Source organism: Paenibacillus sp. PL91, assembly GCF_012935325.2.
Classification (GTDB): Bacteria; Bacillota; Bacilli; order Paenibacillales; family Paenibacillaceae; genus Pristimantibacillus.
Window position 1 is genome coordinate 326960 of the sequence record NZ_JABBYG020000003.1, and the last position, 25549, is coordinate 352508.

Here is a 25549-nt window from a genome sequence, read left to right on the forward strand (position 1 = left end):
ATTTCAAACCACATAAGAACATAACAAAAAGGAGAAAGCCCCGCTTAAACGCGACAGCTTGCTCCCCAGATCCAAATCTCTATAGTTTACTCTACGACGGTTGTGTTCACTTCAGTTGACGGCGCCTCTTCCGGAACGGCCGGATCCTCCTTGAGGAGCATCTCCTGTCCTTTCACCTGCAAAATGCCAAGCGCTTCCTCTACAGTCTGCTTGTCATCCTTCACCTTCTGAAGCTCTTCCTGGGCAGCCATTCTAAACTCTCCCCAGAAGCTTTGCGGCAGCTTTTCAAAATCCCGATAGCTATTGTTATTGCTTGGCTTCAAATTATAAAATGCCGCGAAATTGCGCCCTTCAGGGTCCGTTATATATTTTGTTCGAACGGGCAAGCCGCCATAATTGTTAGACTTCGTTTTTACCCTTGCGTATTCCTCGCTAGTCACATAACGAAGGAACTCCCAAGCCGTTTCCTTGTTCGGGGAATCCGCTTTTATTGCAAACAAATTATTGAAAGACGTCATACTGGATTGATCCGGATTTTGCTGTCCGACCGGAACGGTAACTAAATCCCAGTTTTTAATAACTTTATCTTTAAGCTTTTCATTGCTGCTCGCTTGCTTAATTTGAGTGACATAGTTGCTGTCTCCAATTGCCATTGCCAAGCGGCCGGATACGAAAGGATCCCGTAACAAATAATCCTCATACGATTGCGCCATATTTGACTCTTGATTATTCATGCTCTCAAAAAAGAGCGCCTTCGAATCGAACGCATCAAGTGCAGTCTGGATCGCATGTTTCCAAGAATCTGTATTGATCGTCATTTGCTTTTGCGCCGCATTCACAAAATTAACGCCTTCAGAAGTTGCAAACATGCTTGCTACGTCAAATAGCTCCTCGTTATAACCCATTTTCAAACCATAAATCCGATCCTTTGGTTCTCCATCTGTCGGAAATCGGCGGGCAAGCTGCAAAACAGCATCCCAGCTCATCCGGTCTGTCGGAAGCTCGATTTGGTATTTCTCAAACAAATCCTTGTTATAGAATAAAACCTGGCTATAAAAATTCGGAGAAATAGCGTACAGCTTGCCGCCGCCCTCTTCTCTCAAATAATCAATCATGCCTGGGATGAGTCCTTCCGTGTCATATTTCTCTTTCTCCATCACAGCATCAAGATCATAAAGCTTGTTGTCGAGTGCCATCTTCTTGTACTGATCAGAAGTCAGCATAAGGATATCAGGCTGCTTCTCTTCAATCAGCTTGTCCAGTGCAGCGTCATAGTCCTTCGGATCACCTGTATACATACTTTGGTTAGATATAACCTCAATTTCAACATTTGGGTGCAAGGCCGAGAACACCATGCCGTATTCCTGGAAGAAAGCCCCTTCATCGTAATACATAACTTTCAGCGTTGATGGCTCATTATTATCCGTTCCCTTATTGTCTCCTCCAAAGCTGCAGCCTGATAAAATAATGGCAAGGATTACAAATGGCAAAACAAATTTAGACAATGCTTTCATTTAAATTTCCTCTCTCCTTTTTTATTCACTCCTAATATGTACCAAATATAGTACGAGTGTTACTGGATAAAAGTTGCAAAAATTGATTAATATTAGGAGGTTATTAATAAAAAAGTGGACAAGGCTAAAATCCGCGAAGGCATACTTCCTGATCCAAATCTCAACTTGCTTCCGTACAGCTTAATAGGTTCTCCTACAATGGTTTCAAATTTATTTGCTTCCTTTTTACAATAAAAAAAACATCCGATAATAATCGGATGCTTTCTACCTTTATTCCGCTACTCGATTAAGCCAGTCTTCTCATGCGCAGCTTCTTCATAATCACTCCCTGCGAAGGCGAGAATAGAAAGGCAATAACAAACAGCAGCGCTGCCGCACATACCATGCAGCCTGCAATCGAAGCATCCAGCATGACTGCCGCCCCGTAGCCGATGAATGAGCTTGCGATGCCAACAGTTACGCTTAGCGCGATCATGATACCAAGTCGATCAGTAAGCAGATAAGCTGTGGAGGCTGGTATGATCAGCAGCCCTACGACAAGAATAGCACCTACACTCTCAAAGGAGCTGACCGTTGCCATTGAGACGAGGCCCATCAGCAAATAATGAAATACAGCTACAGGAATGCCGATTGCCGCTGCCAGCGCCGGATCGAATGCACATAGCTTAAATTGCTTGTAAAATAATGCGATTACCGTCACGATGACAAACAGCGTTACTCCGAGCAGCCACACGGCCTTCGGCCCCATATTGACACCGCCGAGCTCCCATATATTCCAGTGCACATAAGCAATTTCGCCGTACAAAATGGCATCCTGGTCCAAATGCACCTGACGTGCATATAAGCTGACGAGAACGACCCCGATCGCAAACAGCGCTGTAAACACAACCCCGATCGAAGCATCCGATTGAATGCCGCTTTGCTGGAACATTTGAATTAGAAAGGTTGTCAGCAGGCCGCATAAGAGTGCTGCGAACATCATAAGCAGCGAATCGCGAGAGCCGCTTAGCAAAAACGCGATTACGATACCCGGCATAACGGAGTGGCTAATGGCATCGCCTATCATCGCCATTTTGCGAAGCACAAGGAATACGCCTAAAACGCCGCAGCAGCTAGCTACGAGTGCGCCTGTAAGCAAAATCCAAAAGTCGCTCATAGGGCAGCCTCCTTTTTCACGCCGCTATCAAGCTGCAGCTCATTGTCCCGCATAAAGCGCTGCTTAACTTTTTGGCGCAGCAGCCGCTTGGCAATTACGCCTCGCTGAGGGCCGAACAGAATCGAAATACAGAAGAGCAGAGTAGCCGCTAGAACCGTTACGGGCCCGGTTGGCAAGTTTGATACAGACGCGCTAATCCATGTGCCTGCTGCGCCGCTGACAGCGCCGAACAAGCCGGACAGCACGACCATAAGCCCTAGTCGATCCGTCCAATACCTCGCCGATACGGCAGGCGTGATAAGCAGCGCCGCCACAAGCACGACCCCTACCGCCTGTATGCCGGCAACGACGGCTACTACGATTAGAAACATAAGCAGCTGCTCGAGAAAAGCTACCGGATAGCCGATGCCTCTAGCAAAGCCCGGATCAAAGGAGATAATTTTGAATTGTTTAAAGAGCAGGGTGCAAATCGTAATGAGCGACACGCAGACAACAGTCATCGTAATAACATCCGAGGCGATCATGGATGCTGCCTGGCCGAACAGAAACTTATCCAAACCTGCCTGATTGCCGTAATTGCCATGCTGAATTAACGTAAGCAGAACAATTCCGAGTCCAAAAAAACCAGATAACACGATGCCCATTGCCGCATCCTGCTTGAGCTTGGAATTCCTCGTTATATAACCGATGCCAAACGTTGCGACAATGCCGGCAATGCCCGCACCGATCAGGAATAGACCAATCGATTTGATGCCCGTAAGCATAAAAGCTATGCATATCCCAGGCAAAGCAGCATGAGCTAACGTATCGCCCATCAAGCTTTGCTTTCTCAAATAAGAGAAACATCCGATAACACCACTGCTTAGCCCTAGCATCGTACAGCCGAGGAAAATCCACTGCATGTTCGGATCCGCTAGCATTGACCATATTTTATCCATAGTCACTCACCCTTTCCGCCATGCGACGGAGGCTGTAGGCTGCGATCAAGAAAGGCGAGTCTCCCGCCATATGTGCGCTGTAATTTTTCTTGTGTAAAGGTTTGCTCTGTCGGGCCAAATGCTTGAAGCTCTACATTAAGCAGCAGAACAGAGTCGAAATAATCCTGCACGGTCGCTAGATCATGATGCACGACTATGACCGTTTTCCCCTGCAGCTTCAGCTCCTGAAGAAGGGTAATAATCGCTTTCTCCGTTGCGGCGTCAACGCCGGCGAAGGGCTCATCCATAAAATACAGCTTCGCATCCTGCGCCAGCGCGCGCGCCAGAAACACGCGCTGCTGCTGTCCGCCTGACAGCTGGCTAATTTGCCGGCCTGCATAATCCGCCATTCCAACCTTGCTTAGGCATTCCATCGCTAATGCCTTATCCTTCGCGCTAGGACGGCGAAACCATCCCAAATGGCCGTAGCGGCCCATAAGCACAACATCAAGCGCATTCGTCGGGAAATCCCAATCAACCGATTCGCGCTGCGGCACATAACCGATTATTTTCCGCTGCTGCTTATAAGGCTTACCATATACAAGCACCTCGCCGCCAATGCTCGGTATAAGACCAAGTGCCGCCTTCATAAGCGTCGATTTCCCGGCTCCATTCGGACCGATTACGCCGACAAGCTCGCCTTCGTTTACTTCAAAGGAAACGTTTCGAAGCACAGGCTTCTTCTGATACGCCACGCTTAATCCCTTTATGGCAAGCGGTGCTATCGCCTTCGTAGCTGGCGTCGGCTTCACTGCTGTATGTGTCTGGCTCATTATCATCACTCGCTTTCCGATTTTTCTGCTTTTCTACTATTTCAAGGCGGCAACGATTGTATCTACGTTGTGCTTCACCATTCCGATATAAGTTCCTTCCTCCGTGCCCGCATCACCCATCGCGTCGGAGTATAGCTCCCCGCCAATTTTCACCTCATGGCCTAATTGACGCGCGCCTTCAATGACGCTTTCAATCGACTTTTTGGGAACGCTGGATTCGATAAAGACGGCCTTAATTTTTTTCTCAACCAGGTAGTCGCGCAGTTTGCTGACATCCTTTGAGCCGTATTCAGACATCGTATTCATACCCTGCAAACCCGTGACAGTTAACCCGTATGCTTCGCCAAAATACCCGAAAGCATCGTGAGCCGTTACCAGTATGCGACTAGTCTCAGGAATTGAGGCAATTTGCTCCTTCGCATAGCTATCCAGCTCTTCGAGCTGTTTGATGTAGGTTGCCGCACGCTCTTTATAGTAGTCGGCGTTAGAGGCATCCTTCTCTGCCAAAGTATCGCGAATGACCTCCGTTGCAGAAATCCAAAGTTTCACATTAAACCAAATATGCGGGTCATGCATGCCTGCTCCCTGACCCGGAGCAGCGTGCAGCTGATCCTCATTCAAATATTTGGATACAGCAACCGTGGGCTTGCGTTTCTCCAGTGATTCGAACATCTCAGCCATTTTACCCTCTAAATGAAGTCCGTTATAAAAGATAATGTCCGCATCGTCCAGCTTCTTCACATCGCCTTGGGACGCTTTATACAAATGGGGATCTATCCCCGCTCCCATCAAACCGCTTACCACGACAAACTCGCCGCCTACCTGCTGTGCCACGTCCGTGATCATTCCCGTAGTCGCAGTAATGCTAAGCTTGCCGCCTCCCTCAGTCGTCGATTGCTGACCGCAGGCTGATGTTACGTTCGCCGTTACCGCCAAAAATATAATGGTCATAATGAATCTGCGAAGCGCTGAATTTGCCTTGTACGTTTTACGCATAAATAAAACCTCCTGCTTCCTTGTCATTTTTTATATGCTCAATAATTTGCCCTTATGAATTTTAGTTTGCCTTATGCCTCTTTGTTTATAATACACAAAAATGTTTCTCTAGTGCAACTTTTATTTTTAAAATACCCGCATTTACAAATAAAAAAAAGCTGGAGCATATGCTCCAGCCTTCTAATAGCGATCATTTACTTATTCATTCGCGCCTGTTCCGGCATTGCCGGCATTCTCTCCGTTTGCGTTTTGGTTTGTTCCAGCTGCTCCATTAGCATTTGCATTGTCATTCGCCTTCTTCTTAGGCACGCCATACAAACCAATTTCCTCGTCATAGGCATCGAATATTTTACGTGCGATAGGCGATGCCCCATACGCGCCGAAGCCTCCGTCTGGTACAACGACTGCCACTGCAAGCTTAGGTTTATCCGCGGGTGCATAGGCGATGAAGACCGCGTTCTCAGCGGTACGTCCCGCAACCGATTGCTCCGAGGTTCCTGTTTTCCGTCTATAGGTATAATCTACGCCCTCAAAACCTTGCGATTTTACTTTCGACATCCCAGTTTCAATTTCTCTCCAGTATTCAAGCGGGAACTGAACCTCATTCAAAATTTCAGGCGTATAACCTTGAATGACATTTCCGTCCGAATCCTTTATTTCATTAACAAATTGCGGCTTCATCCGTTTTCCGTGATTAGCCAGCATCGCTGCATATTGTGTAAGCTGCAAAGTCGTATAGCGTCCTTGCTGACCGAAAGAGGCCTGTATCAGCGCGGACTGCGCACTTCCGCTTTCCGCCTCTTTAAAGTACTCAATGATACCCTTTGTTTCATTAGGCAATCCGCTGCCAGTGAGTACGCCGAGACCAAACTGCTTCATGTAGCTGTCCCAAATCTCAACGCTGCTCTTGCCCTTCTGCGTCCCTCTCATGTAAAGCTTGTTGCCTATCATAGCAGCCATAAATGGGTTTGATGAATGCTCGATCGCTCCTGCTCCGTCAATGCTGCCATAAATATGGCCTTGGGAGTTGCCAATATAGGTCTCGTAGCCTTTTCTGCCGTAGGCGAACCTCCCCGTATCCGTATAACGAGTCGACGTCGTAAACAATTTCTCATTTAATCCGATTAGAACGCTTAACGGCTTCATCGTTGAACCCGGAGGCAGAATGGACGAAGGATGCTCTTTCATCTCTTCTTGAGTATACTTTCCGTAAACCGTACGGATCGTCCCGTTAGACAATATGTTTGAAAAGTTATCGTAATCCGCTTGGCTTATACTTCCGCCTGCCCAGATATTTGGATCGTAATCAGGCATGCTCGCCATTGCCACGACTTTTCCCGTATCGACTTCCATTGCTACTGCGAATCCCGTTTGGGCATACGCTGCACGCTCATATTTGTTCGTAGACTTCGTAATTATTTTCAGCTGATCCATAATGGCAGCTTCTGTCTTTAATTGCACGTTTTTATTAATGGTCAGATAAATGTCGGATCCCTTTTCGGGAGTCGTAATTTGCATAGGACCAATAATACGTTCGGCATTGTTAACCGGGTACGTCTTCAAGCCATTTTTTCCGCGTAGAACGTCCTGGTACATGAACTCGAGACCGTCCATGCCCACATCCTCTTCCTCTAAGTACTGAAGAGTCTCATCCTCTTCCATCGTTTTTTCCTTGTAAAAATCAACCGTTTCTCGAATGCCTTTATATTTCTTCAAATATCCGACGAGCTGCACGGCAATCGTGTCCGTATCATAGTTCCGAACGCTTTCCTCCATGATGTCGATGCCTTTAAAGGCTGTGCGGTTTTCCATGAAATAGGCGATCTCATCATTCGTCAAGCCGGATTTTATGCGCCTTGGCGTTGAAATGTTGTTCCGTCTGAAATCAAGGTCCATTTGACGGATAATATCATCCACGGTCATTGCCTTTGCAGGATCTTTATCTCCGAATTCGGAAAATACCTTTAACAATTTAGCAGCCATTTCCCGCGCATTTTGTTTGGCATCCTCCAGCTTAAGCTCAGGCTGAATGCTAAAATATAACGATTGGGTTGAGGTCGAATAAGCAATTGGATAGCCAGAAGAATCGTAAATATTGCCGCGAATCGGTGGAATCTTATCACTCCGCGTAGCTTTGCGAAGGCCCTCCGCGCTAAGCGTAGGCCCCTCTACGAACTGCAAGATAGCGAGCCGAACAATTAATACGCTGAACAATGCAAATGTAACAAAGAAAAATAAGTTCAATCGAAACGAAAAATGACGCCGATTTATAATCTCCCGCTTTTGCGGATCGTCTTGCACGTTGAATCACCTCATATCCATTAAATAAAATCAACCTTTTGGCCTCGCTATGCATCTCGAATATGAGTATCAGCAAATGACGGCGGATTAAACCAATCTCCTGCGCTAGCCCAGGTGGCATCCAGCGGAATCCAGCCTCCGTCGCCCTCTCCAATACGCACTTCATTCCAAGCATGCGGACCAAAGCCGCCAAGGCCGTCAGCGCCCATACCCGTTACGACTCGCACCTCTAGGCCAGCTGACCTAGCCATTACCGCATACAAACGAGCTATATCTATACATACGCCTTTGCGCGTATCAAATGTCTCGGGCGGAGTTTGTTCCTTCCAAATGCCCTGTTCCTCATAATTTCGGGCTTTGTCATAATCGTACGCAATTCTTGTGCCTAGCCACTCGTAAAGGCTGCGCGCCTTATCTTCCTTCGATTCCGCATCCTTCGTCACATAAAGGGCGGCCTGCTCGATCTCGGCAGGAATGGCATAATCAATAATTTCATATTTTCGTTGTAAAATTTGCTGGAACTGTGCTTCTACCGCTTTGGTAAGCACAGGTCCTTGACCAGCTAGCACCTCGCCCGCAACCGGACTCAGCCATGCGGCGGCTTTATTGTAGATCTGCGATTCGGATATTTTGTCGACATACCAGCCGTTTGGGATAAGAGATACATAGACAAATAACAAAGCAACAAAAATGAATGAACGTCCTGCACCGTGCGCAGCCCCGATTATTGCGCCTGCAGCACGGCTTGCGCTTCTCTTGCCTCGCGAGCTTGCAACCTGCTCTTCCCTGTTGCTGCGAAGTATACTCTCTACGCCGCGTGCAACTAATGGCTCCAGAAATGCCGCCAATGTGCGAAGAAGCAAATACCCGAGCAGAAACAAGACGCCATAGCGCAGAAGTCCAAAATCCCGCAAGCTCGTCAGCAGAGTGAACCACGCTTGCTCCAAGCCGCTAAGCTCATGCTGCGGAACCTTCACGCGTGCAATAAGCCATTTTGCGATGACGGGAGATATCACATTTGTAAGCTGCGCTGCCAGCACCAAACAAGCGACCAAAACAACGCCTTCCCATACAAAAAAGAAAAGGCGCCTCGCTGAACCCGATGCGCCTCTCCTGAGCCCTTGTACAAGAGAGCCAAGCAGCAGCACAAGAACGATAATGGCAATAGGCTCCGGCTCTCTAAATAATTGAACCCAACTGGTCATAAGCGTTACCCGTTCTGCTTCGCTTGGTCAATGAAGGCTTGTATCGCACTGCTCATATCCAGCTTGCCAAGCTCGGTCCCGCGGAATGATACAGAAACCTCTGAAGCGCCAGGCTCCCCGGTAAGCTCTACATTTTTGGTTTTTACCGTAAAGGTACCGTCAGGGTTCGTCACGAAGGTCGCATCCTTTGCCTCGCCTACCATGGCATTAACCGCTTCCTGCTTCATCGTGTCCACCGCAGTTGTGCCAATCGCCTTCAGATCATCCATGCTATAGCCGCTATACACGACAATGCCTAGCACGATTGCCGCAACGATCGCCCATTTCAAAACGGTTTTTACGATTCTGACAATAATGAGCAGTACGATAAGTGCAATGACAAGCACTAGCCAATGTTCTTTGAAAAACGCTGTCCAAGTATCCAAATCATATGTCGAAAAATTCAAAAACTCCAAACCTGATCCCCTCCATTATACCTCGTACAAAATGCCATTACAAAATATTATACCCTACGAAATTTAGGGCGTAAACGCTCGCTGCCTTTTTATCCAGACATATCCTGTCCCAAGTAAACGTACAAGTATATAAGAGTGTATTTGGCAAGGAGGGCAGCCCTGTGAAAACCGCTGTTTGGCTTTATTTATTTCTGTTTGTCGCCTTTTTCGATTTGCATGCGCAATACCCGATTTTAACGCCTTTTGCAATCTCCTTAGGCGCGGCGCCTTCCTTTATCGGACTCATGATGGGCATGTATTCCATTACGCATTTGCCCGGCAATCTTATCGCGGGCTTCGGCGTTGACCGTTATGGCAGCAGGTTTTTTATTGTGTTCAGCCTCATGGCAGCCGGTGTCGTGCTCCTCTTCCAGTCACACGTAACGAATCCTTGGCAATTGCTGCTGCTTCGCTCCATTAGCGGCTTTGTATTAGCGTTTCTGTCGCCAGCATGCCTCTCGCTGCTAGCCAGAATTACGAGCGACCGAACAGAGCAAGGGAAGCTCATGGCAGGCAATGGACTTGTTCATACGCTTGCATCCGTCGTATCGCCTGCGGCAGGTGCTTACCTCGTTGCCAAAATCGGATTTACGACCGCATTTACGATGCTTGGCTGGGTACTGATCGTGACGTCGGTTTGCGCTCTCTTCTTTATAAAAGATATTCGGGCGCAAGTCGATCCAGAGAGTAATGCAGCGAGCCAAGTAAAAAAAGAAAAGCTGCCGCTTGAGAAAGCTACACCAATTCCTTGGCTCGTCTACATGCTTCCGGTTGCTTTGAGCTGCGCGCAAGGCATTCTCTCGTTTGAGCTTCCGCTGCTCGCCAAGTCGCAAGAAGCCATGATGACGACTGGCCTTTTGTTCTCGGTTGTCAGCATCGGGGCACTTGTTACGCTAAGCATGCTGTTTTTAAACCGGGTGTCCGCCTATCAGCGAACTTTATGGGGCTCCCTCATTTTAGCCATCATCTATTTTGGGATCGCCTCTGACACGCCGGCGCCTCTCACAGTGATGCTCCTTTTGGTCGGGATGGCCAAAGGGGTCATTTTACCGGCACTGTCAACACTTCTAATTGAGCTTAGCGGCGGAGCCCGCTACGGGCGTACGTTTTCCGTTTTATCCATCGCTTTTTCCGTTGGCGCATTTATTGGTCCAATGGCTGCGGGACAAGTCCGCGACTATATATCGCCGTACTATATTGCATTTATCGCACTCATGATCGCCGTAACCGTGCTCCCGTTCCATATCTCGCGCTCACTTTCCTCCCGCACCCATTTTTCGTAGGCCTAGGTATATGCACAGGGCTAATCTCTCGTAGGTACATATGATACATTATGGCAGATGACCAGTCGGAAAATGGACATTAGCTGCAAATGGTCATCGACGATTTGACGCAAAGGAAAAGGGGGACTCCATAAATGTCTGGACATGTAAGTTCTGAAAATCGTGGTAATGGAAACCATGGCTTGTCGAATCTTGGCATCATACTCGTATTGTTTATCTTGCTCGTGATCATTGCGTGCACCTGCTTATATTAGCATAGGAGAAAAAGCCGGCCCCCGCGCAGGCTTTTTCTGTTTTGTCATCATGCAATCCACTATCGGTAAAATCTATAATCGGTGGTAAACTAATCGTAAGCAGCAATCTCCCCACCACCATTCACTTACCCGAGGTGACTTCAATGGATATCGCCATAATTGTAGAAGGAAAAAATGATAAAGCTAGGCTGAAGCGAGTTCTCCATCCGGATGTTCCGATCTATTGCACCTTCGGTACGCCAGGCTCTGAACAGCTGGACAAGCTTCGCAAGCAGGTTGGATATGACCAGGCCTATATTTTTACCGACAACGATTCATCCGGCAAGCGGATTCGCTTCCTGCTGCGCGACGTTTTTCCCGATGCCGAGCATATTTACACCCGTAAAGGCTATTCCGGCGTCGAGCATACGCCTGAGGAATATTTAATCGAGCAATTGGAAAAAGCGGGCCTCGATGCGCATATCGTATACCCTGCGCAGAGTCCCGCTTCTATTTGGAGCAAAGATGAGTTTTAAAGAATTTTGTTCAATTCCGCAACGATTTGGTCAGCCGTCAATTCCTCTTTGCTGCCATTGATCCATTTGCGTATTTGTCCGTCTTGATCCACAATCGTAATCGCATTCGTATGCATGAAGGAGCCATCCTCGTTTTTGATTACGCCAATACCGAAGTCTTTTGCGAGCTGCATCGTTTCCGCTTCATCGCCTCGGAGGAACTGCCAGCCGTTAAAATCTGCAAAATGACGCTTCGCAAAGTCACGGATTACTTCAGGCGTATCCCGAAGCGGATCGAAAGTAATCGAAATGAGCTCAGCCTTCGTGCCAAGCTTGCCTTCTGCCTCGAGCTGATCCTGTACTTGCGACAGCAGGAAGGTCGTAGGCGGACATACATCCGGGCAATTGGCAAAATAAAAGTAAACGATGCGCGCCTTGCCGTTCGTCGATGCGAGAGTGACCTCGTTGCCGTCAAGGTCCGATAGCTCGAAAGCCGGCGCAGCCTTCTCGATAGGAAGCGTCTCTTTCTCCGGCATGCCGTACGTTATAAATAAATAAATGCCCATAGCTGCACATAGCGCTATAACAGCTATCTTGAAGCTATGCTTCTTCACAAAATCCACGCTTGTCACTCCTTAAAGCAATGATTATGATCCCGTCGTATTCAGAATCATAGCTAAAAATATAATCATTAAGTAGTTAACCGAAATAAGAAAGTTCGTTTTTGCCCATTTTTCCGTATCTTTGGCGCCTGTTCCGCGCAGCGTATGGACAAGCCATACCACTCCACCCAGAATAGATATAATTAAAAAATAAATGCCTACGTACCCATACACGTAAAACAAAATGCCCGTTGGCAGCAGCAGCAAAATGTAAGGGATCATTTGCAGCTTGGTCCGTTTAATTCCCTTCACAACAGGCAGCAAAGGAAAGCCAGCTGCGCGATACTCCTCTACTCTGCGAATCGCCAGCGACCAGAAATGAGCTGGCTGCCAGAGGAATAGCAAAGCAAACAATATCCAAGCACCCGCATCAACCTCATTCGTTACCGCGCAATATCCAATAACCGGCGGCATAGCCCCTGAGATTCCGCCTACTGATGTGCTCCATGTAGACGTCCGCTTCAGCCACATCGTATAAATGACGATGTAAACGAACCATCCCAGCAGCCCAAGCCAGCCCGATAAAGGGTTAACAAGCGCAAACAAGATGAGCAGTCCTGCGATTCCTAAAATAATGCCGTAAAGCAATACCGTTCCTGGCTGCATGCGACCGGTCGGCAGCGCGCGATCCTTCGTACGCTCCATCTTTAAATCGAGCTCCCGATCCCAATAATTATTAATGACGGTGGCCGACGCTATTGTCAAGGTTGAACCGACTAGCGCCCATATGAGCAATAGGACATCAATATCCCATTTGGAAGCGACCAAGAAACCACCTAGTGCAGCAAACACATTAAGTCGAAGTAGCCGCGGTTTTGTCAATGCAATTAAATCTTTCAGCACGAAGCGAGCCTCCCGAGTTATGCGACAAGACGCTAATAGCGTCTATCATCCATTGATGAATCGTTTTTAATCATACCGAAAAAAGAATGCAATGACAACGTTCGACGGCTTTGTTCATCATTTTGCCACGCAAATTGTGACAAATCATTTAGTAACCATTTTGCAGGGCGCCGAGTACAATGACTATGTAGTTTGATGCCTATGCCGATCCGCGCATCAAACCTTTCTAAAGTATGCGAAGGGAAGTGAACCGTCAAGTCTATGGCAGTCATTAAAACGAACTCCGAGGATACGAAGATGCTCGCCAGGCTCATGCGCGCTGAGGCTGAAGGCGAAGGTGAGCTCGGAATGCTTATGGTTGGCAATGTCGGCGTAAACCGCATACGTGGTAATTGCTTGGACTTTAGAAACATTCGCTCCATACCAGACATGGTATTTCAAAAGCCAGGCGGCTTCGAGGCAACGGTTAAAGGCTACTTTTACCAGAGTGCACGCGATAAGGAGATTCGATTGGCTAAGCGAGTTATCAACGGGGAGCGTCAACACCCGGCTTCCAATGCGCTTTGGTTTTTCCGTCCGTCAGGCAATTGTCCTAATACATGGTACGACCAAGGTAATAGCGGAAGATTTAAGGCGCATTGCTTCTATGTTCCTACGTCAGCAGACTGCCCTACCGTCTATTAAATTCAATTTCTAAAGTGTGAAAGCGAGGAAATTCAACATGTCTAACGGTTATGGCCACAAAAATCAGGTAAGTCCGGCAAATGTAGCACCTATTCATGGGTACGGCTACGGAGGGTATGGCAATTACCCACAAACAATGGGGGGTCAGGCTACGACGCTTCCGGCTACCATGCCGATGCAGATGCCAATGCAACAAATGCCTATGCAGCAAATGCCCATGCAGCAAATGACGATGCAGCAAGTGCCCCCAACTTCCGTCCCTAGCGGCTCTTTTGTTACGCCTTCAGGCGGCAATATCGTTACGCTTCCTGCGGTTGAAGAATCTTATGTTGAGAACATTTTACGCTTAAACCGTGGCAAAATGGCTACCTTCTATATGACATACGAGAACAATCGCGAGTGGAACGCCAAGATTTTCAAAGGAATCATCGAGGCTGCCGGACGCGATCACATCGTCATTAGCGATCCGACAACCGGTATGCGTTACTTACTTTTGACGCTTAATTTGGATTATGTCACCTTTGATGAGCCCATCGCTTACGAATATCCGTTCCAAGGCAGCGTAGTGAGCTCTTCAACTCCGCTCGGCATGGCTACGATTGGCACTGTAAATTCTAGCCGTTAATCCGAAGCTGCCGCGCTGCTGCTTAGATGTGCTGGCTTAAAGGTCCAGATATGCATCTTCGCAGGTCCGCCGACAATCCACTCCGATACTCGGAACCAAGGGGAACGCTCATTGCAGCGTTCTTTTTTGATTTGTTCTGCCAAGTCGGCATTTGCAGCGTTCCATACCTCCACGAATAGGCCGGGCTGATCTGTTCCTTCATATAAATGCACCTCATGGCCTTCTTCAAGCAGCCTGCTCGTATAAACAAGGTACTGCTCCCGCCATTCCTCCGAAATACGGTATTCCGCAAAACAAATATACATTGCCTTCAGTCTCCTTTTGCTTACATTGATAAAGTTCCCCCGCTCCGTCGATACTACACCTAATCATTTGATTTGGGGGGACTCGACATGGATACAGGCACACATCTTGTTATGGGCATCGGTCTCGCCGGACTCGCGGCCATCGATCCTGTAGTTGCAGCAGATCAATCGATTCAAACAGCCGTCCTGCTCGGCACGGTAATCGGTTCGCAAGCGCCGGATTTGGACGGTCTTCTTCGTTTAAAAGGAAATGCCGTATATATTCGCAACCATCGCGGCATTTCACATTCATTGCCCGCAATCGCCATATGGACGATTTTGATCACCGGCATTCTTCAATTGTTTTACCGAGGCAGTCTGCCATGGCTTCATATTGGAGGCTGGGTGCTGCTTGCCGTATGCGTTCATGTATTTACCGATTTGTTCAATACGTATGGCACGCAAGCGATGCGCCCCTTTACGGATAAATGGATCTCATGGAACATTATCCATATTTTTGATCCGATCATATTTACGGTACATGTCATTGCCATTTTACTTTGGGCTGGCGGGTTCGTAAATCCTGCGTTTTTATTTCCGCTTATGTACGTTTTTCTAGCCTTCTATTTTGTATGGCGAACGATCGCAGCCAAAAACACGGTATTGAGAATGAAGGCGCTCGATGCCGAGCATCAGGAAGGAGATGTCTATATCGCGATACCGACCATATCGCTCACGATATGGAACGTCGTCAAGCAAGTGAAAAATGGCAGCTTCGTTATCGGCAATTTGCGAAACGATACCTTGCGGTGGCTGGACCGTGTGCAGTGCTCGGAACATCCAGCAGTCGAAAAATCCAAGAACGATCCAGCTATACGCTCCTTCTTGTATTTCACGAGCTTTGCTTGCGCTGACGTCCGTGAGCATCATTGGGGCTACGAAGTAAGATGGTGCGACGTGCGTTACCGTCATCGCAAGCAATATCCCTTCGTCGGGGTACTTCTAATGAATAAGAGCTATGAAACCATCGGCTCCTATGTTGGCTGGCTAAGCGACGAACGGTTAATGAAACGATTGCGAATGGATACTTATTAACATGATGACGGGAAGCCCTTAGCTGCAAAATCGAGGGCTTTCTTTTTTTGGATACAATATTAAGGCGCCATCTAATTGTCCCTGTGATAAAATAGAGCTTACAATAGCAAAGAAGCCCAAGGCAAGCCCGGGGCTTCAATTCATCATTGTGTATTAGAAACGATTAACGGGAACCGCCAGAAAGCTGTTGCTCAGCAATTTGGACAAGCTTTTTCGTAATGTAACCACCAAGGGAGCCAGCATCACGAGTCGAAACATTACCGTAGTAGCCATCTTGAGGAATTTGCACGCCTAGTTCTTGTGCTGCCTCAAGTTTCATTTGTTGTAGTGCTTGACCTGCTTGCGGAACAACCAATTGACCACTTCTGTTTCCTGCCATAATGTATTTCTCCTTTCGTCCTCTGCACTTTGATGTGTGTTGCAAGCTTGCAAGCTTATTATGTGCACCCTTGGGGAAACTATTCTAAAAATTTTAAAATATATTGATGTTTTGTTAAGGAGAGAAAACACCGTGTCCAAACCGCTTTCCCTGTTCTTTTCCGTGCTTGCCATCGTATTTATGAGCGCAATGGCCGTATCCATTAGCTATAATGGCTGGCTCGTATTATTATTTGGTTTATTGAGTCTCTTTACGATCGGAGCTGGCTTTATCGTGAAGGCTCGCTTGAGAAGAAAAAAACAAGGCTGACGCAGGATCGTCAGCCTTCATTTTTTTTGATTAGCTGCGAGGAGCAAGGAAGCCCATAAGCTCCTTCACTTCAGCAAGCGTGCGATCTGCAACAACAGAAGCCCGCTCTGCGCCCTGCTTTAAGATTTGATGAATCTCGCCTGAGCTCCGAATCTCATTATATCTGGCCTGCAGCGGTTCAATAACGGAAACAACATGCTCTGCAAGCTCTTTTTTGAATGGACCGTAGCCTTGGCCTTCATAACGGGCTTCAATCTCTTCCATCGTCATATTCGCGCAATGGGAATAGATGCCCATCAGATTGCTGATTTCAGGCTTGTTAGCCGGATCATATTTGACTTCTCGACCGGAATCGGTTGTTGCACGGCTTATTTTTTTGCGGATAACATCCGGTGGATCAAGCAAGGCAATGAAGCTGCCAGCATTAGGGTTGCTTTTGCTCATTTTTTTGCTGGCATCGTCAAGCGACATTATTCTGGCGCCTACTTTCGGAATATATGGCTCAGGCAGCGTAAAGTACTTTCCGAATCTTGTATTGAAGCGATGCGCCAAGTCTCGCGTCAGCTCCAAATGCTGCTTCTGGTCGTCGCCCACCGGTACAAGGTCAGCATTGTAAACCAATATATCAGCAGCCATCAACGCCGGATAAACGAACAAGCCTGCGCCAACAGAATCTTTGCCTTCCGATTTATCCTTGAACTGCGTCATTCTCTCCAGCTCGCCCATGTTCGTAAGCGTCGTTAGCAACCATCCAAGCTCCGCATGCGCACGGACATGCGATTGAACGAACACATTCGCTTTGCTCGGATCAATTCCCGCAGCGATAAACAATGCGGCAACCGCCTCTGTTTGTTCCCTAAGCGCAGCGGGATCCTGTGGTACCGAGATGGCATGGAGATCCACCACCATAAAATAACATTCCTCTGTATGCTGAAGCTTAACGAAGTTTTGCATGGCACCGATATAATTTCCAAGTGTAAGCTGACCGCTTGGCTGAATGCCGGAAAGTACCTTTTTCATTCCACGTCTACCCCTTTTCGTCTTGATTTATTATGGATTCAAAGCCTTGAAAAAACGCAAAAAATCCCCCGCCGCAAGGGACGAGGGACCGTGGTGCCACCCTAATTCGCTTATGGTACGCTTTTTTTAAAAATAAGCGCATCTTTAATCCCATAAGCCTTGTTGCTCCATAACGGGGAGCTTCCGTACAAACATCTTCGGCAGCAGCTGCCAGTTTCCGTTCATAGGCTCCGGGGCCCATTCAGCATCGACGATTGCACCGGTTCGCAGCATCCACCGGCTCTCTGCGCGCAAATCATTCGAGCTTACTTATTCCCATCATTGCATTTAAGACGATTATACCTGTGTAAGATTGAATGTCAAGCGCACAAATACACAAATAGTTGTCCTATTGATGGAAGATAGCGCATAAGCTATACTAATCGTAATCTTTACACAAAAGAGAGGATCATTCCCTATGATGAAATTTATTTTTCGCTTTGGCACTCCTCTGCTCGGGATAGGCTGCCTGATCATGCTCGCGCTTATCGTTACGAATCGGGAGCTGCCCTTGCATCTTTTTAATGCGGCCAATCTGCAATCCTTTAAAATTTTATTTATAAGCATTATATTAGAAGCTTTCCCCTTTATTCTGCTGGGCGTACTGTTCTCTGCTCTCCTGCAAGTTTTCGTAACCGATGAGCATATACGAAAATTTACGCCAAAAAACCCGATAGCAGGCGTGCTGTTTGGCGCATTGCTTGGCCTATTGTTCCCGCTTTGCGAATGCGGAATGATTCCGGTTGTGCGCCGTCTCATACGCAAGGGCATGCCCGCCTATATCGGGATCGTGTATCTACTTGCAGGACCAATTGTAAATCCAATTGTATATGCATCGACGTTCACGGCGTTTCGAACAACGCCTGAAATGGCTTATTCTCGTATGGGACTAGCCTTTGCGGTATCGGTTGTCGTTGGCTTACTGCTTTATAAATTTATGAGAAGCAGTCCGCTCAAGCCAGCAAGCACTCCGTTTCAAATGGCGCATCATGGGCATATACACAGCCATAGCCATGATCATGAGCAGAAAGGCAAAGGTTTTCGCGGCAGAGTCGCCTCGATAATGTCTCATGCTTCGGACGAGTTTTTCGAAATGGGCAAATATTTGATCTTCGGCGCTTTTTTAACCGCTATTCTCCAGACCGCCATTGACCGAAGCACGTTTGACGCCTTTGCGGACCAGCCTTTATTCTCATACTTCTTTATGATGGCTTTTGCCTTTATCCTATCCATTTGCTCTACGTCGGACGCGTTCATTGCCTCGTCGTTCAGCGGCATGTTTGATTTTGGACCGCTGCTCGCTTTTATGGTGTTCGGGCCGATGATCGATCTCAAAAACACGCTTATGCTGCTGACCACATTCCGTGTTAAATTTGTGCTTAGCCTCATTGCTTTAACCGCTGTGCTGACTTTTGCAGGAGCCTGGATAACGGAGGTAATTATTCGATGACTCATCACCTTATACGAGCCGCTATATTGACCGGTTTTGCCATGTTTATCGTCTATTTGGACCGTACTGGCGAAATGATGCTGTACATTGCCCCCAGAATGGAGCTATACGTCAAGCTGTCAGCGATTGGGCTCTATGCTGCCGCTATTTATCAAGTCTACGCAGCACTGCAGAAGCGACTCGGCAATCATGCGCCAGACTGCGATTGCGAGCATGAGCATTCGCCTTCTATTTTTAAAAATATAATGATTTACGGACTCTTTATTTTCCCGCTACTGCTAGGATTTCTTGTTCCTACCGGAACGCTTGGCAGTGCGCTTGCAGCCAAAAAAGGGATAAGCCTCTCGGGAAGCGCCTCTATTGAACGGACTGATGCGCCTGGCTCGCCCTCGCCTTCAGTCAATGAAGAAGTAATTGCTGCGCCGCCTATTAATCAGGATGATCCGGATGCAGGCAGCATCGATGTCTTATTTCCTGCCGATGAATATACGGAAGACCATGCTGCATATGGGAAGAAGCTTTATAAACAGCCGCTAATCTCCGTCCCTGAGAAGCAGTTTATTGAAACGTTAACGACGCTTGATCTATACCGTGAAGCCTTTATTGGCAAGGAAATTGAACTAACAGGCTTTGTTTACCGCGAGGAGGATATGGGCAAGGATCGTTTTGCGGTCAGCCGGTTTGCCATGAACTGCTGCTCTGCCGATGCGCTGCCTTACGGATTAATGATCACGTGGCCTAAAGCGATGGATTATGTAGACGACGAGTGGGTATCCGTCAGAGGAACATTAACCACCTCAACTTATCTGGATAACGAAATCATTACACTCGAAGCTGTCAAGGTTGCGAGAATAAATGCGCCGGCATCGCCCTATGTTTATCCTGATTTGGATTTTGGACTGTAAAAATAACGAGCTGACGAATGCCGTCAGCTCGTTTTTGATTATGCTTGTGAGTCCCATAACTCATTTTTTTTAGGATAATAGCGTGAATTCCAATTGGCCATATTGTAGTTTGATTCGAACAAAATGCTTGCTGACCAAGAATTCGCGCTTGCACGTACAGAGAAATCGTAGAGAATTTCTCCATGTGTCCATTCGCTTCGATACTTAAGCGCTTCGATAGCCATTTGTTTAAAGGCTTGTACCTGCATTGCGGTCAGTCCCTTTTCCACGTTTTCAAACTTTCCATTTTTGCTCTCAATGGGATGATGCCTAACGCCAAACTTCCCTACCGCGTTATTGCGAACATGAATTAATACGGTACCAGCAGTTGCATTCGTAAGCTCACCCTCAAGCTGACGAAACACAAACTCTACTTGACGAGCGAGCGATGTGGATTCCAGCATCATACTAATTACCCTCCTTATTAATGAATTAGGAATGAGTTTCCATATAGGTCTCATCGCATATTATATAGTTCATTTCTATCATTTACAATATACGAAATTATTTTATTTCGTAAAACTTCAATTATTTCAGCTTAGTTTAATAACATTATTACATTATTATACATAATCAAATAAGACTTTTGGGCAACACCGTAAAATGAATCATACTCCCGAGTCTGACGAAGCTACTTATCAACTGAAAGTAAGCGATCTGACCTATTTTAGATCCTCCTCCTCCTTCGATTTAGGTTCTTTGAACCATACCTATTATGCCATTTAAAAATAAACAAAATTTAACGTCAATTACCGATTATAGTATCATTATCTAAATATTGTTACACCGAAAACGTATTTGGTATTTTCCGAAAAGCCGATTGCGCGTACTATTATTATTTATTATTATGAATCGACAATTATAGACCAATTTCGCACCGGGTGCTATAATATGGATAATCTAATAAAAGGAGCGTTTTCATAATGATCCAATGGTACTATTCGCTTTCTGTGCGCAATAAGCTGCTGATCACTTCCTATCTAAATTTAGTAGTGTTTGCCCTCATTATGCTTATCGTCTTATCAGTATCTGGCGGCTCGATTATTGCAGGCATATTCGTTACGATCATTATGGCAGTCGCGACGCTTCCGTTCGTTTCTTTCATTGAAAGATCAATTAATAATTCCTTCGATGAGATAAAGGGAACTGCGTTACGCATATCCAAGGGTGACTTCACCCAAAAAATTGACACCAACTCCTCTTCCGCATTAGGCGAGCTGGGACATTCCTTCAATAGCATGATTGATAAGCTTCGCGAAATTCTTACGGAAACGTCCAACATTATCCGTCACGTGTCCGATACGAGCCACAGCATTTTTGACAAAAATAACAATATCCAAATCGCCATGCAGCAGGTAGCCGCGTCTGCCAACGAGCTTGCAACTGGGGCGAACGAAATTTCCGAGGATGTATCGGATATGAGCGAGTCCATTACCGAGATCGAAGAGAAGGTATCCGACTACGCTACATCTACCAAAGAGATGAACACTCGCTCTGAACAGACGCTTCAGCTCGTTGACAAAGGCATGAAAGCTCTTGATGTACAAGCGGATGGCATGCGCCGCAACGTCGAGGCCACGGAGAAAGTTTCCGCTACAATTGAGGATCTTGCCCGCAAAGCACAAGGTATTAGCGCAATTACAACAACGATTTCTGATATTGCAGAACAAACGAATCTCTTATCACTGAACGCTTCGATTGAAGCCGCCAGAGCAGGCGAGCACGGCAGAGGCTTTGCCGTTGTTGCTCAGGAGGTTCGCAAGCTGGCCGAGGAATCAAGCGCCTCAACAAAAGAAGTTTTTAATTTAGTGAAGAGCATTGACGAAGGCATCAAGCAAGCTATCCGAAACATGAAGACAAACGAAGAGATCGTCAAAGTGCAAACCGAGCATATTAAGGAATCAGAAGTCGTCTTTTCTGAAATTGTTGAAAGCGTTCAATTCATTACAGATAAAATCTATGTATTCTCCCAAGAAAGCGATGCGATGCTCGAAAGCGCGCGCAAAATTTCCGGAGCGATTCAAAATATATCCGCGATTACGCAGCAATCTGCTGCGGGCACCGAGCAAGTATCGGCTTCTATGAACGAGCAGATCGCTTCCGTGCAAGCGGTCGTCGAAGAGACCGAGCGCATGCGTACGATGGCAGCCCAGCTGCTTAGAACGATTAGCGTATTTAAGATGAAATAATCATAATGACTGCCCCTATAGCAAAAGACCATGATCCACCGCAACACAGCGGTGAGAATCATGGTCTTTTTTTAAGCTTGCTGCTTCGATCGATAGGCTGTACGCTGCTCCTTGCGCTCAGCTTCTTTGAGCCTAGGGCATGTAAAGCAATAATAACCGCCGTCAACAAGATAATACAAGCAGCAGGCTGATTTCATTCTTACTTGCTTATCTGGATCGCCAAGCGATTCCGTCATACGGAATTTGACGTCCAACGGATTTTTGCTCCTGCCGAAAACAGCTCCTTCCAGCGATTTCACAAGCTCAAAGTTCTGATCAGCCAGCTGCTTTACTTGCTCGCTTTCGTCTCCATTCATTAGCCGTTCATAGCCATAAGCTAGAGAGGTTGGAAGCTGGCTCCAAAGCATGCCCACCTGTAATGTTCCGACCTTGGCTATCGATTCAAATACCGGTCGAACTGTCTGCTCGAAAAAAGCGATAAGCGTTTTCCTCGTCCACTCCTCCCTCTCTTCCGCTTGCTGAGGGGCAGATAATAGGTCAACGTTATGCATAAGGAAGGAGGTTGCATAATATTCATGATCATTATAAGCAGCTTTATAAATTTGAACGGTCAAATTGTTTAATGATAAGTCCGGTACTTTGTTCCATGCGGACAGCATATAGATCAAGCCTAGCATCGGTCCTCTAAACCAGCTCGCCATATATACTTCTCCTACAGAAGGGTCTGTGCCTTTTACCAATGGCGTATAAAGCTCTAACAATGACTTCATGTTACTCTCATCCAGCAAATCCAACGCAGGACAGCTGAAGACAAGATTTTCCGGCTTGCTAACCGTCAAATCAAAGCTGCTCTCCAGCAGCGCAACCCTTGTAGCATTCATCGATAACTCGCCCTCTCTTGTCAGACCATGTACAATATTACCTTTTATTATACCGTGACTGACAATGATTATCAATTAGCCTTTGACATCGTAACAGTCAGCTCGCCAAGCTTCTCGATTTGAACCGTAACGCTGTCACCGGATTGCAAGTAAACGCGCTCATCCCTCGGATAGCCGATCACTACGCCTTCAGGGGTTCCCGTTAAAATAATGTCACCTGGAACGAGCGTCATATGCTTAGATATGTAGCTAATGATCTCTCGGCAAGAAAATATCATGTCCGCCGTATTGGAATGCTGCTTTTGTATGCCATTCACGCTGCAGGAGATGGAAAGCTGATCTGGACTCGGCACTTCGTCTGCCGTAACAAGATATGGCCCAATCGGCGCAAACCCGTCACAGCTTTTGCCAAGCATCCATTGGGACGTGCGGCGCTGCAAATTGCGAGCCGACAAATCATTGGCGCAGCTATAGCCAAAAACGTAGTCAAGCGCATCCGCTTCTTCGATGTTTTTGGCTTTTTTTCCAATAATGATCGCAAGCTCAGCTTCATAATCTACCTCGTCGCTGGTGTCTGGAAGTTCTACAAAGTCGCCGTGAGCGCTAAGGGCATTTACAAACTTGTTGAACAAAATTGGCGAAGTTGGTATTTCCGCCTTTGTTTCCTCTGCATGCTTGCGGTAATTCAGGCCGACACATATGATCTTTTGCGGATTCACAACGACTGGGGCGAACGAGAGCTTTGATTCCTCTAGTATGCAGGAACGGTTTGTCTCATCTAATGCAGACTTGATTAATGCAACAAGCTGAGCAGCTGTCTCTTCGCCGCCTGCCATAGCCTCTTCAATCGTTTGCGGAGCAGCCAGTCCAAAAGCCTGCGATGCAGACGTCACATCGATAATCCCTTCCTCAACCTTAACGCCAAGCCTCAAATGGTTCGAATGCTTATAGTGCAGCAGCTTCATTTTCGCGCTCTCCTTTGTTTGGCAAATACAATCTGTATTTATCTTAAGCTTCCGCTTTTTTAATGTAAAGCGAATGAAAGGCATACACATGGGTAAAATAGCGGCACGACTCATTTACACTCAACTGCGGGGACTGATAAAGCATGAGGAACGTTGTATGCAAAATGGGGATGACTACAATTGGCGCTGCTTTAATAGGCTGCTTACTGCTTAATATGACATCCGACTCCTCTGTCGCATCTGCCAACGGTAAGCAGCTAATAACAGCCTATCATCCAACCAAAAACGATAAGAAGCGACGAGCAGCCGACATGTCATGGGTTAGGCTGAATAAGCAATTTCCGAGCGCCTTTCTCACCAACGGACCTCGCCATACGAAGCGAGTTGCACTAACGTTCGATGACGCTCCCGATCCTAGATATACACCAGCTATATTAGATGTATTAGCCCATTATGATGTTTGCGCTACCTTTTTTGTTGTAGGAAATCGCGCCTCCAAAAATCCTTCGATTGTAAAAAGGATACATAATGAAGGGCATATTATTGGCAACCACTCCTACAACCATGCCGTGCTATCGACCCTTTCTTTAAACAATTACCAAAAACAAATTTGGAGCACGGATGCAATTATCAAAAGCATTGTTGGCTATTCCCCTCATTTCATCCGTCCACCCTATGGCGAATTGCTTCCGCAGCAGGTGAGATGGAGCAAGCAGGCGGGATTTACCATTGTGAATTGGGATGTGGATTCGATCGATTGGAAAAACAACCCAAGCAGCACGGCGATCATGCAAAATATTAAAAAAACGCTTCAGCCAGGATCAATTGTGCTTCAGCATGCCGGCGGCGGGTCCAACCAAAATTTATCAGGCACGATTCATGCTTTACCTAAGCTTATTCAACTGCTCCAAAGCAAAGGATATGAGCTCGTGACGCTGCCTGAGCTTGTTGGACAAGCTGCAGCCCGCTAGATCACAAAAACAAAAAAAGGAATCCGCTGATTGATACGGATTCCTTCTAAACGATCTATTTTAAAACAAACACTTTAACGTTTTGGATACCAAACGACTTCGCTTGGCTCGTAACGCCCGGAACAAATATATCGATACGGTTGCCTTTAATGGAGCCTCCGATATCGGTTGCAGTTGCAACCATACCGCCTTGTGGCAAGCCGTTGTAATCATAACCAGTAACATAGAGCTTCGTTCCAAGCGGAATCATTTTGGGATCTACCGCAATTGTCCCCACCTTTAGCTTATCGCCAAAATAGTCGACAGCGCCCCATTTCCCATTTTCCGATGCTGCTGCCGTATAAGCTGTAGCTTGTACGATTAGCGCTTTCGAGTAATCGTACTCTTTGCCATTCATGGCTTTGACTGTCTTTGAGGAATCATCAGCGGCGGTAGCTGCCAGCGTTTCTGTTTTCTTGGCTGCTGCTGCTTTTGTAGTTGGAATGTTTAGCTTTATGCCTTTATATAAATTAAGCGGATCGACTTTTGGATTCGCTTCCATTAATGTATCCAAAGGAACGCTGTATTTCTTGGATAGCTTCCAGAATGTATCATTGTCATTCGTAGTATGTGTTTTTGTAGCTGCATTAACCGTTCCAGTTCCAGCCGCCATCATGACGGATAATCCAATTAAAGCTGCTGCCATTGTCCGTTTTTTAAACATAGGGGTAAAGCCTCCTGTGCTCTTCCGACGTTTCACAACCTCGGTAGCAATATTGTAAA

Annotated in this window: 27 protein-coding genes and 1 other annotated feature; of the genes, 10 read left to right on the top strand and 17 right to left on the bottom strand. The window is 46.8% G+C overall.

Going from position 1 to position 25549, the window contains the following annotated elements:
• Positions 1 to 86: 86 nt before the first annotated feature.
• The 8 genes from HI950_RS10200 to HI950_RS10235 all read right to left on the bottom strand — a co-directional run bounded on the left by HI950_RS10200 (position 87) and on the right by HI950_RS10235 (position 9377).
• The gene (locus tag HI950_RS10200) at positions 87 to 1514 is read right to left on the bottom strand and encodes an ABC transporter substrate-binding protein (RefSeq protein ID WP_169083738.1); all 1428 of its coding nucleotides are present in this window, start codon (positions 1512 to 1514) and stop codon (positions 87 to 89) included.
• Positions 1515 to 1800: 286 nt separating this feature from the next.
• Entirely contained in the window at positions 1801 to 2670 is an 870-nt protein-coding gene (locus tag HI950_RS10205) for a metal ABC transporter permease (RefSeq protein ID WP_169083737.1), read from the bottom strand.
• Complete coding sequence (locus HI950_RS10210; protein ID WP_169083736.1) at positions 2667 to 3608, bottom strand: metal ABC transporter permease; 942 nt, start codon at positions 3606 to 3608, stop codon at positions 2667 to 2669. Before HI950_RS10210 ends, HI950_RS10205 begins: the two co-directional genes overlap by 4 nt.
• A gap of 2 nt (positions 3609 to 3610) precedes the next feature.
• The gene (locus tag HI950_RS10215) at positions 3611 to 4420 is read right to left on the bottom strand and encodes a metal ABC transporter ATP-binding protein (protein WP_169083735.1); all 810 of its coding nucleotides are present in this window, start codon (positions 4418 to 4420) and stop codon (positions 3611 to 3613) included.
• Between the two features lie 36 nt (positions 4421 to 4456).
• Complete coding sequence (locus HI950_RS10220; RefSeq protein ID WP_169083734.1) at positions 4457 to 5416, bottom strand: metal ABC transporter solute-binding protein, Zn/Mn family; 960 nt, start codon at positions 5414 to 5416, stop codon at positions 4457 to 4459.
• Between the two features lie 198 nt (positions 5417 to 5614).
• On the bottom strand, positions 5615 to 7717 hold the full coding sequence (locus HI950_RS10225; protein ID WP_169083733.1) for a peptidoglycan D,D-transpeptidase FtsI family protein: 2103 nt from the start codon (positions 7715 to 7717) through the stop codon (positions 5615 to 5617).
• A gap of 47 nt (positions 7718 to 7764) precedes the next feature.
• Positions 7765 to 8922 carry a transglutaminase domain-containing protein gene (locus HI950_RS10230; protein WP_169083732.1) on the bottom strand — a complete coding sequence of 386 codons (1158 nt, stop codon included), beginning with the start codon at positions 8920 to 8922 and terminating at the stop codon, positions 7765 to 7767.
• 5 nt (positions 8923 to 8927) lie between these two features.
• A complete protein-coding gene (locus HI950_RS10235) occupies positions 8928 to 9377 on the bottom strand; it encodes a hypothetical protein (RefSeq protein ID WP_169083731.1) in 450 nt (149 codons plus the stop codon).
• Between the two features lie 161 nt (positions 9378 to 9538).
• Between HI950_RS10235 and HI950_RS10240 the strand changes: the two genes are divergently transcribed.
• On the top strand, positions 9539 to 10699 hold the full coding sequence (locus HI950_RS10240) for an MFS transporter (RefSeq protein WP_169083730.1): 1161 nt from the start codon (positions 9539 to 9541) through the stop codon (positions 10697 to 10699).
• A 397-nt stretch (positions 10700 to 11096) separates the two neighbouring features.
• Positions 11097 to 11468 (top strand): ribonuclease M5, encoded by a 372-nt coding sequence (locus HI950_RS10245; RefSeq protein ID WP_169083729.1) that lies wholly within the window; start codon positions 11097 to 11099, stop codon positions 11466 to 11468.
• On the opposite strand, the gene HI950_RS10250 is transcribed toward HI950_RS10245, so the two are convergent.
• Positions 11465 to 12070: an SCO family protein gene (locus HI950_RS10250; protein ID WP_317618327.1), complete on the bottom strand. Its 606-nt coding sequence runs from the start codon at positions 12068 to 12070 to the stop codon at positions 11465 to 11467. The genes HI950_RS10245 and HI950_RS10250 overlap by 4 nt on opposite strands.
• 24 nt (positions 12071 to 12094) lie before the next feature.
• On the bottom strand, positions 12095 to 12973 hold the full coding sequence (cyoE, locus tag HI950_RS10255; RefSeq protein WP_169084013.1) for a heme o synthase: 879 nt from the start codon (positions 12971 to 12973) through the stop codon (positions 12095 to 12097).
• 240 nt (positions 12974 to 13213) lie between these two features.
• Here cyoE and HI950_RS10260 point away from each other — a divergent pair, with 240 nt between their 5' ends.
• Together HI950_RS10260 and gerQ are read left to right on the top strand one after the other, a co-directional pair.
• Positions 13214 to 13636, top strand: coding sequence for a cell wall hydrolase (locus HI950_RS10260; RefSeq protein WP_169083728.1), 423 nt, complete (start codon positions 13214 to 13216; stop codon positions 13634 to 13636).
• Positions 13637 to 13673: 37 nt separating this feature from the next.
• Positions 13674 to 14261 carry a spore coat protein GerQ gene (gene gerQ, locus HI950_RS10265; RefSeq protein ID WP_169083727.1) on the top strand — a complete coding sequence of 196 codons (588 nt, stop codon included), beginning with the start codon at positions 13674 to 13676 and terminating at the stop codon, positions 14259 to 14261.
• Here the strand turns inward: gerQ and HI950_RS10270 are convergent.
• The gene (locus tag HI950_RS10270; protein WP_169083726.1) at positions 14258 to 14566 is read right to left on the bottom strand and encodes a hypothetical protein; all 309 of its coding nucleotides are present in this window, start codon (positions 14564 to 14566) and stop codon (positions 14258 to 14260) included. The two genes, gerQ and HI950_RS10270, sit on opposite strands and share 4 nt — an antisense overlap.
• A gap of 87 nt (positions 14567 to 14653) precedes the next feature.
• On the opposite strand from HI950_RS10270, the gene HI950_RS10275 reads away from it, so the two are divergent.
• On the top strand, positions 14654 to 15640 hold the full coding sequence (locus tag HI950_RS10275) for a metal-dependent hydrolase (RefSeq protein ID WP_169083725.1): 987 nt from the start codon (positions 14654 to 14656) through the stop codon (positions 15638 to 15640).
• A gap of 163 nt (positions 15641 to 15803) precedes the next feature.
• On the opposite strand, the gene HI950_RS10280 is transcribed toward HI950_RS10275, so the two are convergent.
• Positions 15804 to 16019 (bottom strand): alpha/beta-type small acid-soluble spore protein, encoded by a 216-nt coding sequence (locus HI950_RS10280; RefSeq protein ID WP_169083724.1) that lies wholly within the window; start codon positions 16017 to 16019, stop codon positions 15804 to 15806.
• Between the two features lie 132 nt (positions 16020 to 16151).
• On the opposite strand from HI950_RS10280, the gene HI950_RS35720 reads away from it, so the two are divergent.
• A complete protein-coding gene (locus HI950_RS35720; RefSeq protein WP_169083723.1) occupies positions 16152 to 16328 on the top strand; it encodes a DUF5325 family protein in 177 nt (58 codons plus the stop codon).
• Between the two features lie 30 nt (positions 16329 to 16358).
• On the opposite strand, the gene trpS is transcribed toward HI950_RS35720, so the two are convergent.
• Positions 16359 to 17348 (bottom strand): tryptophan--tRNA ligase, encoded by a 990-nt coding sequence (trpS, locus tag HI950_RS10290; protein WP_169083722.1) that lies wholly within the window; start codon positions 17346 to 17348, stop codon positions 16359 to 16361.
• Positions 17349 to 17421: 73 nt separating this feature from the next.
• Positions 17422 to 17679 (bottom strand) — a binding site (T-box leader).
• A 126-nt stretch (positions 17680 to 17805) separates the two neighbouring features.
• On the opposite strand from trpS, the gene HI950_RS10295 reads away from it, so the two are divergent.
• A complete protein-coding gene (locus tag HI950_RS10295; RefSeq protein WP_169083721.1) occupies positions 17806 to 18837 on the top strand; it encodes a permease in 1032 nt (343 codons plus the stop codon).
• Positions 18834 to 19742 (top strand): TIGR03943 family putative permease subunit, encoded by a 909-nt coding sequence (locus HI950_RS10300; RefSeq protein ID WP_169083720.1) that lies wholly within the window; start codon positions 18834 to 18836, stop codon positions 19740 to 19742. The genes HI950_RS10295 and HI950_RS10300 overlap by 4 nt, the downstream gene beginning before the upstream one ends.
• Before the next feature lie 38 nt (positions 19743 to 19780).
• On the opposite strand, the gene HI950_RS10305 is transcribed toward HI950_RS10300, so the two are convergent.
• Positions 19781 to 20188, bottom strand: coding sequence for an O-methyltransferase (locus HI950_RS10305; protein ID WP_169083719.1), 408 nt, complete (start codon positions 20186 to 20188; stop codon positions 19781 to 19783).
• 519 nt (positions 20189 to 20707) lie between these two features.
• On the opposite strand from HI950_RS10305, the gene HI950_RS10310 reads away from it, so the two are divergent.
• A complete protein-coding gene (locus HI950_RS10310; protein ID WP_317618333.1) occupies positions 20708 to 21970 on the top strand; it encodes a methyl-accepting chemotaxis protein in 1263 nt (420 codons plus the stop codon).
• Positions 21971 to 22041: 71 nt separating this feature from the next.
• Here HI950_RS10310 and HI950_RS10315 read toward each other — a convergent pair whose 3' ends face one another.
• Together HI950_RS10315 and HI950_RS10320 are read right to left on the bottom strand one after the other, a co-directional pair.
• Entirely contained in the window at positions 22042 to 22851 is an 810-nt protein-coding gene (locus HI950_RS10315) for a hypothetical protein (protein ID WP_169083717.1), read from the bottom strand.
• Positions 22852 to 22922: 71 nt separating this feature from the next.
• Positions 22923 to 23816 carry a fumarylacetoacetate hydrolase family protein gene (locus HI950_RS10320; RefSeq protein ID WP_169083716.1) on the bottom strand — a complete coding sequence of 298 codons (894 nt, stop codon included), beginning with the start codon at positions 23814 to 23816 and terminating at the stop codon, positions 22923 to 22925.
• Positions 23817 to 23959: 143 nt separating this feature from the next.
• On the opposite strand from HI950_RS10320, the gene HI950_RS10325 reads away from it, so the two are divergent.
• Entirely contained in the window at positions 23960 to 24787 is an 828-nt protein-coding gene (locus tag HI950_RS10325; RefSeq protein ID WP_169083715.1) for a polysaccharide deacetylase family protein, read from the top strand.
• Between the two features lie 55 nt (positions 24788 to 24842).
• Here the strand turns inward: HI950_RS10325 and HI950_RS10330 are convergent, their stop codons facing one another.
• Positions 24843 to 25490, bottom strand: coding sequence for a 3D domain-containing protein (locus HI950_RS10330; protein WP_169083714.1), 648 nt, complete (start codon positions 25488 to 25490; stop codon positions 24843 to 24845).
• Positions 25491 to 25549: the final 59 nt, after the last annotated feature.

What these genes read in the sequence shown, in the direction of transcription:
- HI950_RS10200 (WP_169083738.1), bottom strand. Translation starts at nt 1,514, where the DNA reads ATGAAAGCATTGTCTAAATTTGTTTTGCCATTTGTAATCCTTGCCATT.
- HI950_RS10205 (WP_169083737.1), bottom strand. Translation starts at nt 2,670, where the DNA reads ATGAGCGACTTTTGGATTTTGCTTACAGGCGCACTCGTAGCTAGCTGC.
- HI950_RS10210 (WP_169083736.1), bottom strand. Translation starts at nt 3,608, where the DNA reads ATGGATAAAATATGGTCAATGCTAGCGGATCCGAACATGCAGTGGATT.
- HI950_RS10215 (WP_169083735.1), bottom strand. Translation starts at nt 4,420, where the DNA reads ATGAGCCAGACACATACAGCAGTGAAGCCGACGCCAGCTACGAAGGCG.
- HI950_RS10220 (WP_169083734.1), bottom strand. Translation starts at nt 5,416, where the DNA reads ATGCGTAAAACGTACAAGGCAAATTCAGCGCTTCGCAGATTCATTATG.
- HI950_RS10230 (WP_169083732.1), bottom strand. Translation starts at nt 8,922, where the DNA reads ATGACCAGTTGGGTTCAATTATTTAGAGAGCCGGAGCCTATTGCCATT.
- HI950_RS10245 (WP_169083729.1), top strand. Translation starts at nt 11,097, where the DNA reads ATGGATATCGCCATAATTGTAGAAGGAAAAAATGATAAAGCTAGGCTG.
- HI950_RS10260 (WP_169083728.1), top strand. Translation starts at nt 13,214, where the DNA reads ATGGCAGTCATTAAAACGAACTCCGAGGATACGAAGATGCTCGCCAGG.
- gerQ (WP_169083727.1), top strand. Translation starts at nt 13,674, where the DNA reads ATGTCTAACGGTTATGGCCACAAAAATCAGGTAAGTCCGGCAAATGTA.
- HI950_RS10270 (WP_169083726.1), bottom strand. Translation starts at nt 14,566, where the DNA reads ATGTATATTTGTTTTGCGGAATACCGTATTTCGGAGGAATGGCGGGAG.
- HI950_RS10275 (WP_169083725.1), top strand. Translation starts at nt 14,654, where the DNA reads ATGGATACAGGCACACATCTTGTTATGGGCATCGGTCTCGCCGGACTC.
- HI950_RS10280 (WP_169083724.1), bottom strand. Translation starts at nt 16,019, where the DNA reads ATGGCAGGAAACAGAAGTGGTCAATTGGTTGTTCCGCAAGCAGGTCAA.
- trpS (WP_169083722.1), bottom strand. Translation starts at nt 17,348, where the DNA reads ATGAAAAAGGTACTTTCCGGCATTCAGCCAAGCGGTCAGCTTACACTT.
- HI950_RS10295 (WP_169083721.1), top strand. Translation starts at nt 17,806, where the DNA reads ATGATGAAATTTATTTTTCGCTTTGGCACTCCTCTGCTCGGGATAGGC.
- HI950_RS10300 (WP_169083720.1), top strand. Translation starts at nt 18,834, where the DNA reads ATGACTCATCACCTTATACGAGCCGCTATATTGACCGGTTTTGCCATG.
- HI950_RS10305 (WP_169083719.1), bottom strand. Translation starts at nt 20,188, where the DNA reads ATGATGCTGGAATCCACATCGCTCGCTCGTCAAGTAGAGTTTGTGTTT.
- HI950_RS10315 (WP_169083717.1), bottom strand. Translation starts at nt 22,851, where the DNA reads ATGAATGCTACAAGGGTTGCGCTGCTGGAGAGCAGCTTTGATTTGACG.
- HI950_RS10320 (WP_169083716.1), bottom strand. Translation starts at nt 23,816, where the DNA reads ATGAAGCTGCTGCACTATAAGCATTCGAACCATTTGAGGCTTGGCGTT.
- HI950_RS10325 (WP_169083715.1), top strand. Translation starts at nt 23,960, where the DNA reads ATGAGGAACGTTGTATGCAAAATGGGGATGACTACAATTGGCGCTGCT.
- HI950_RS10330 (WP_169083714.1), bottom strand. Translation starts at nt 25,490, where the DNA reads ATGTTTAAAAAACGGACAATGGCAGCAGCTTTAATTGGATTATCCGTC.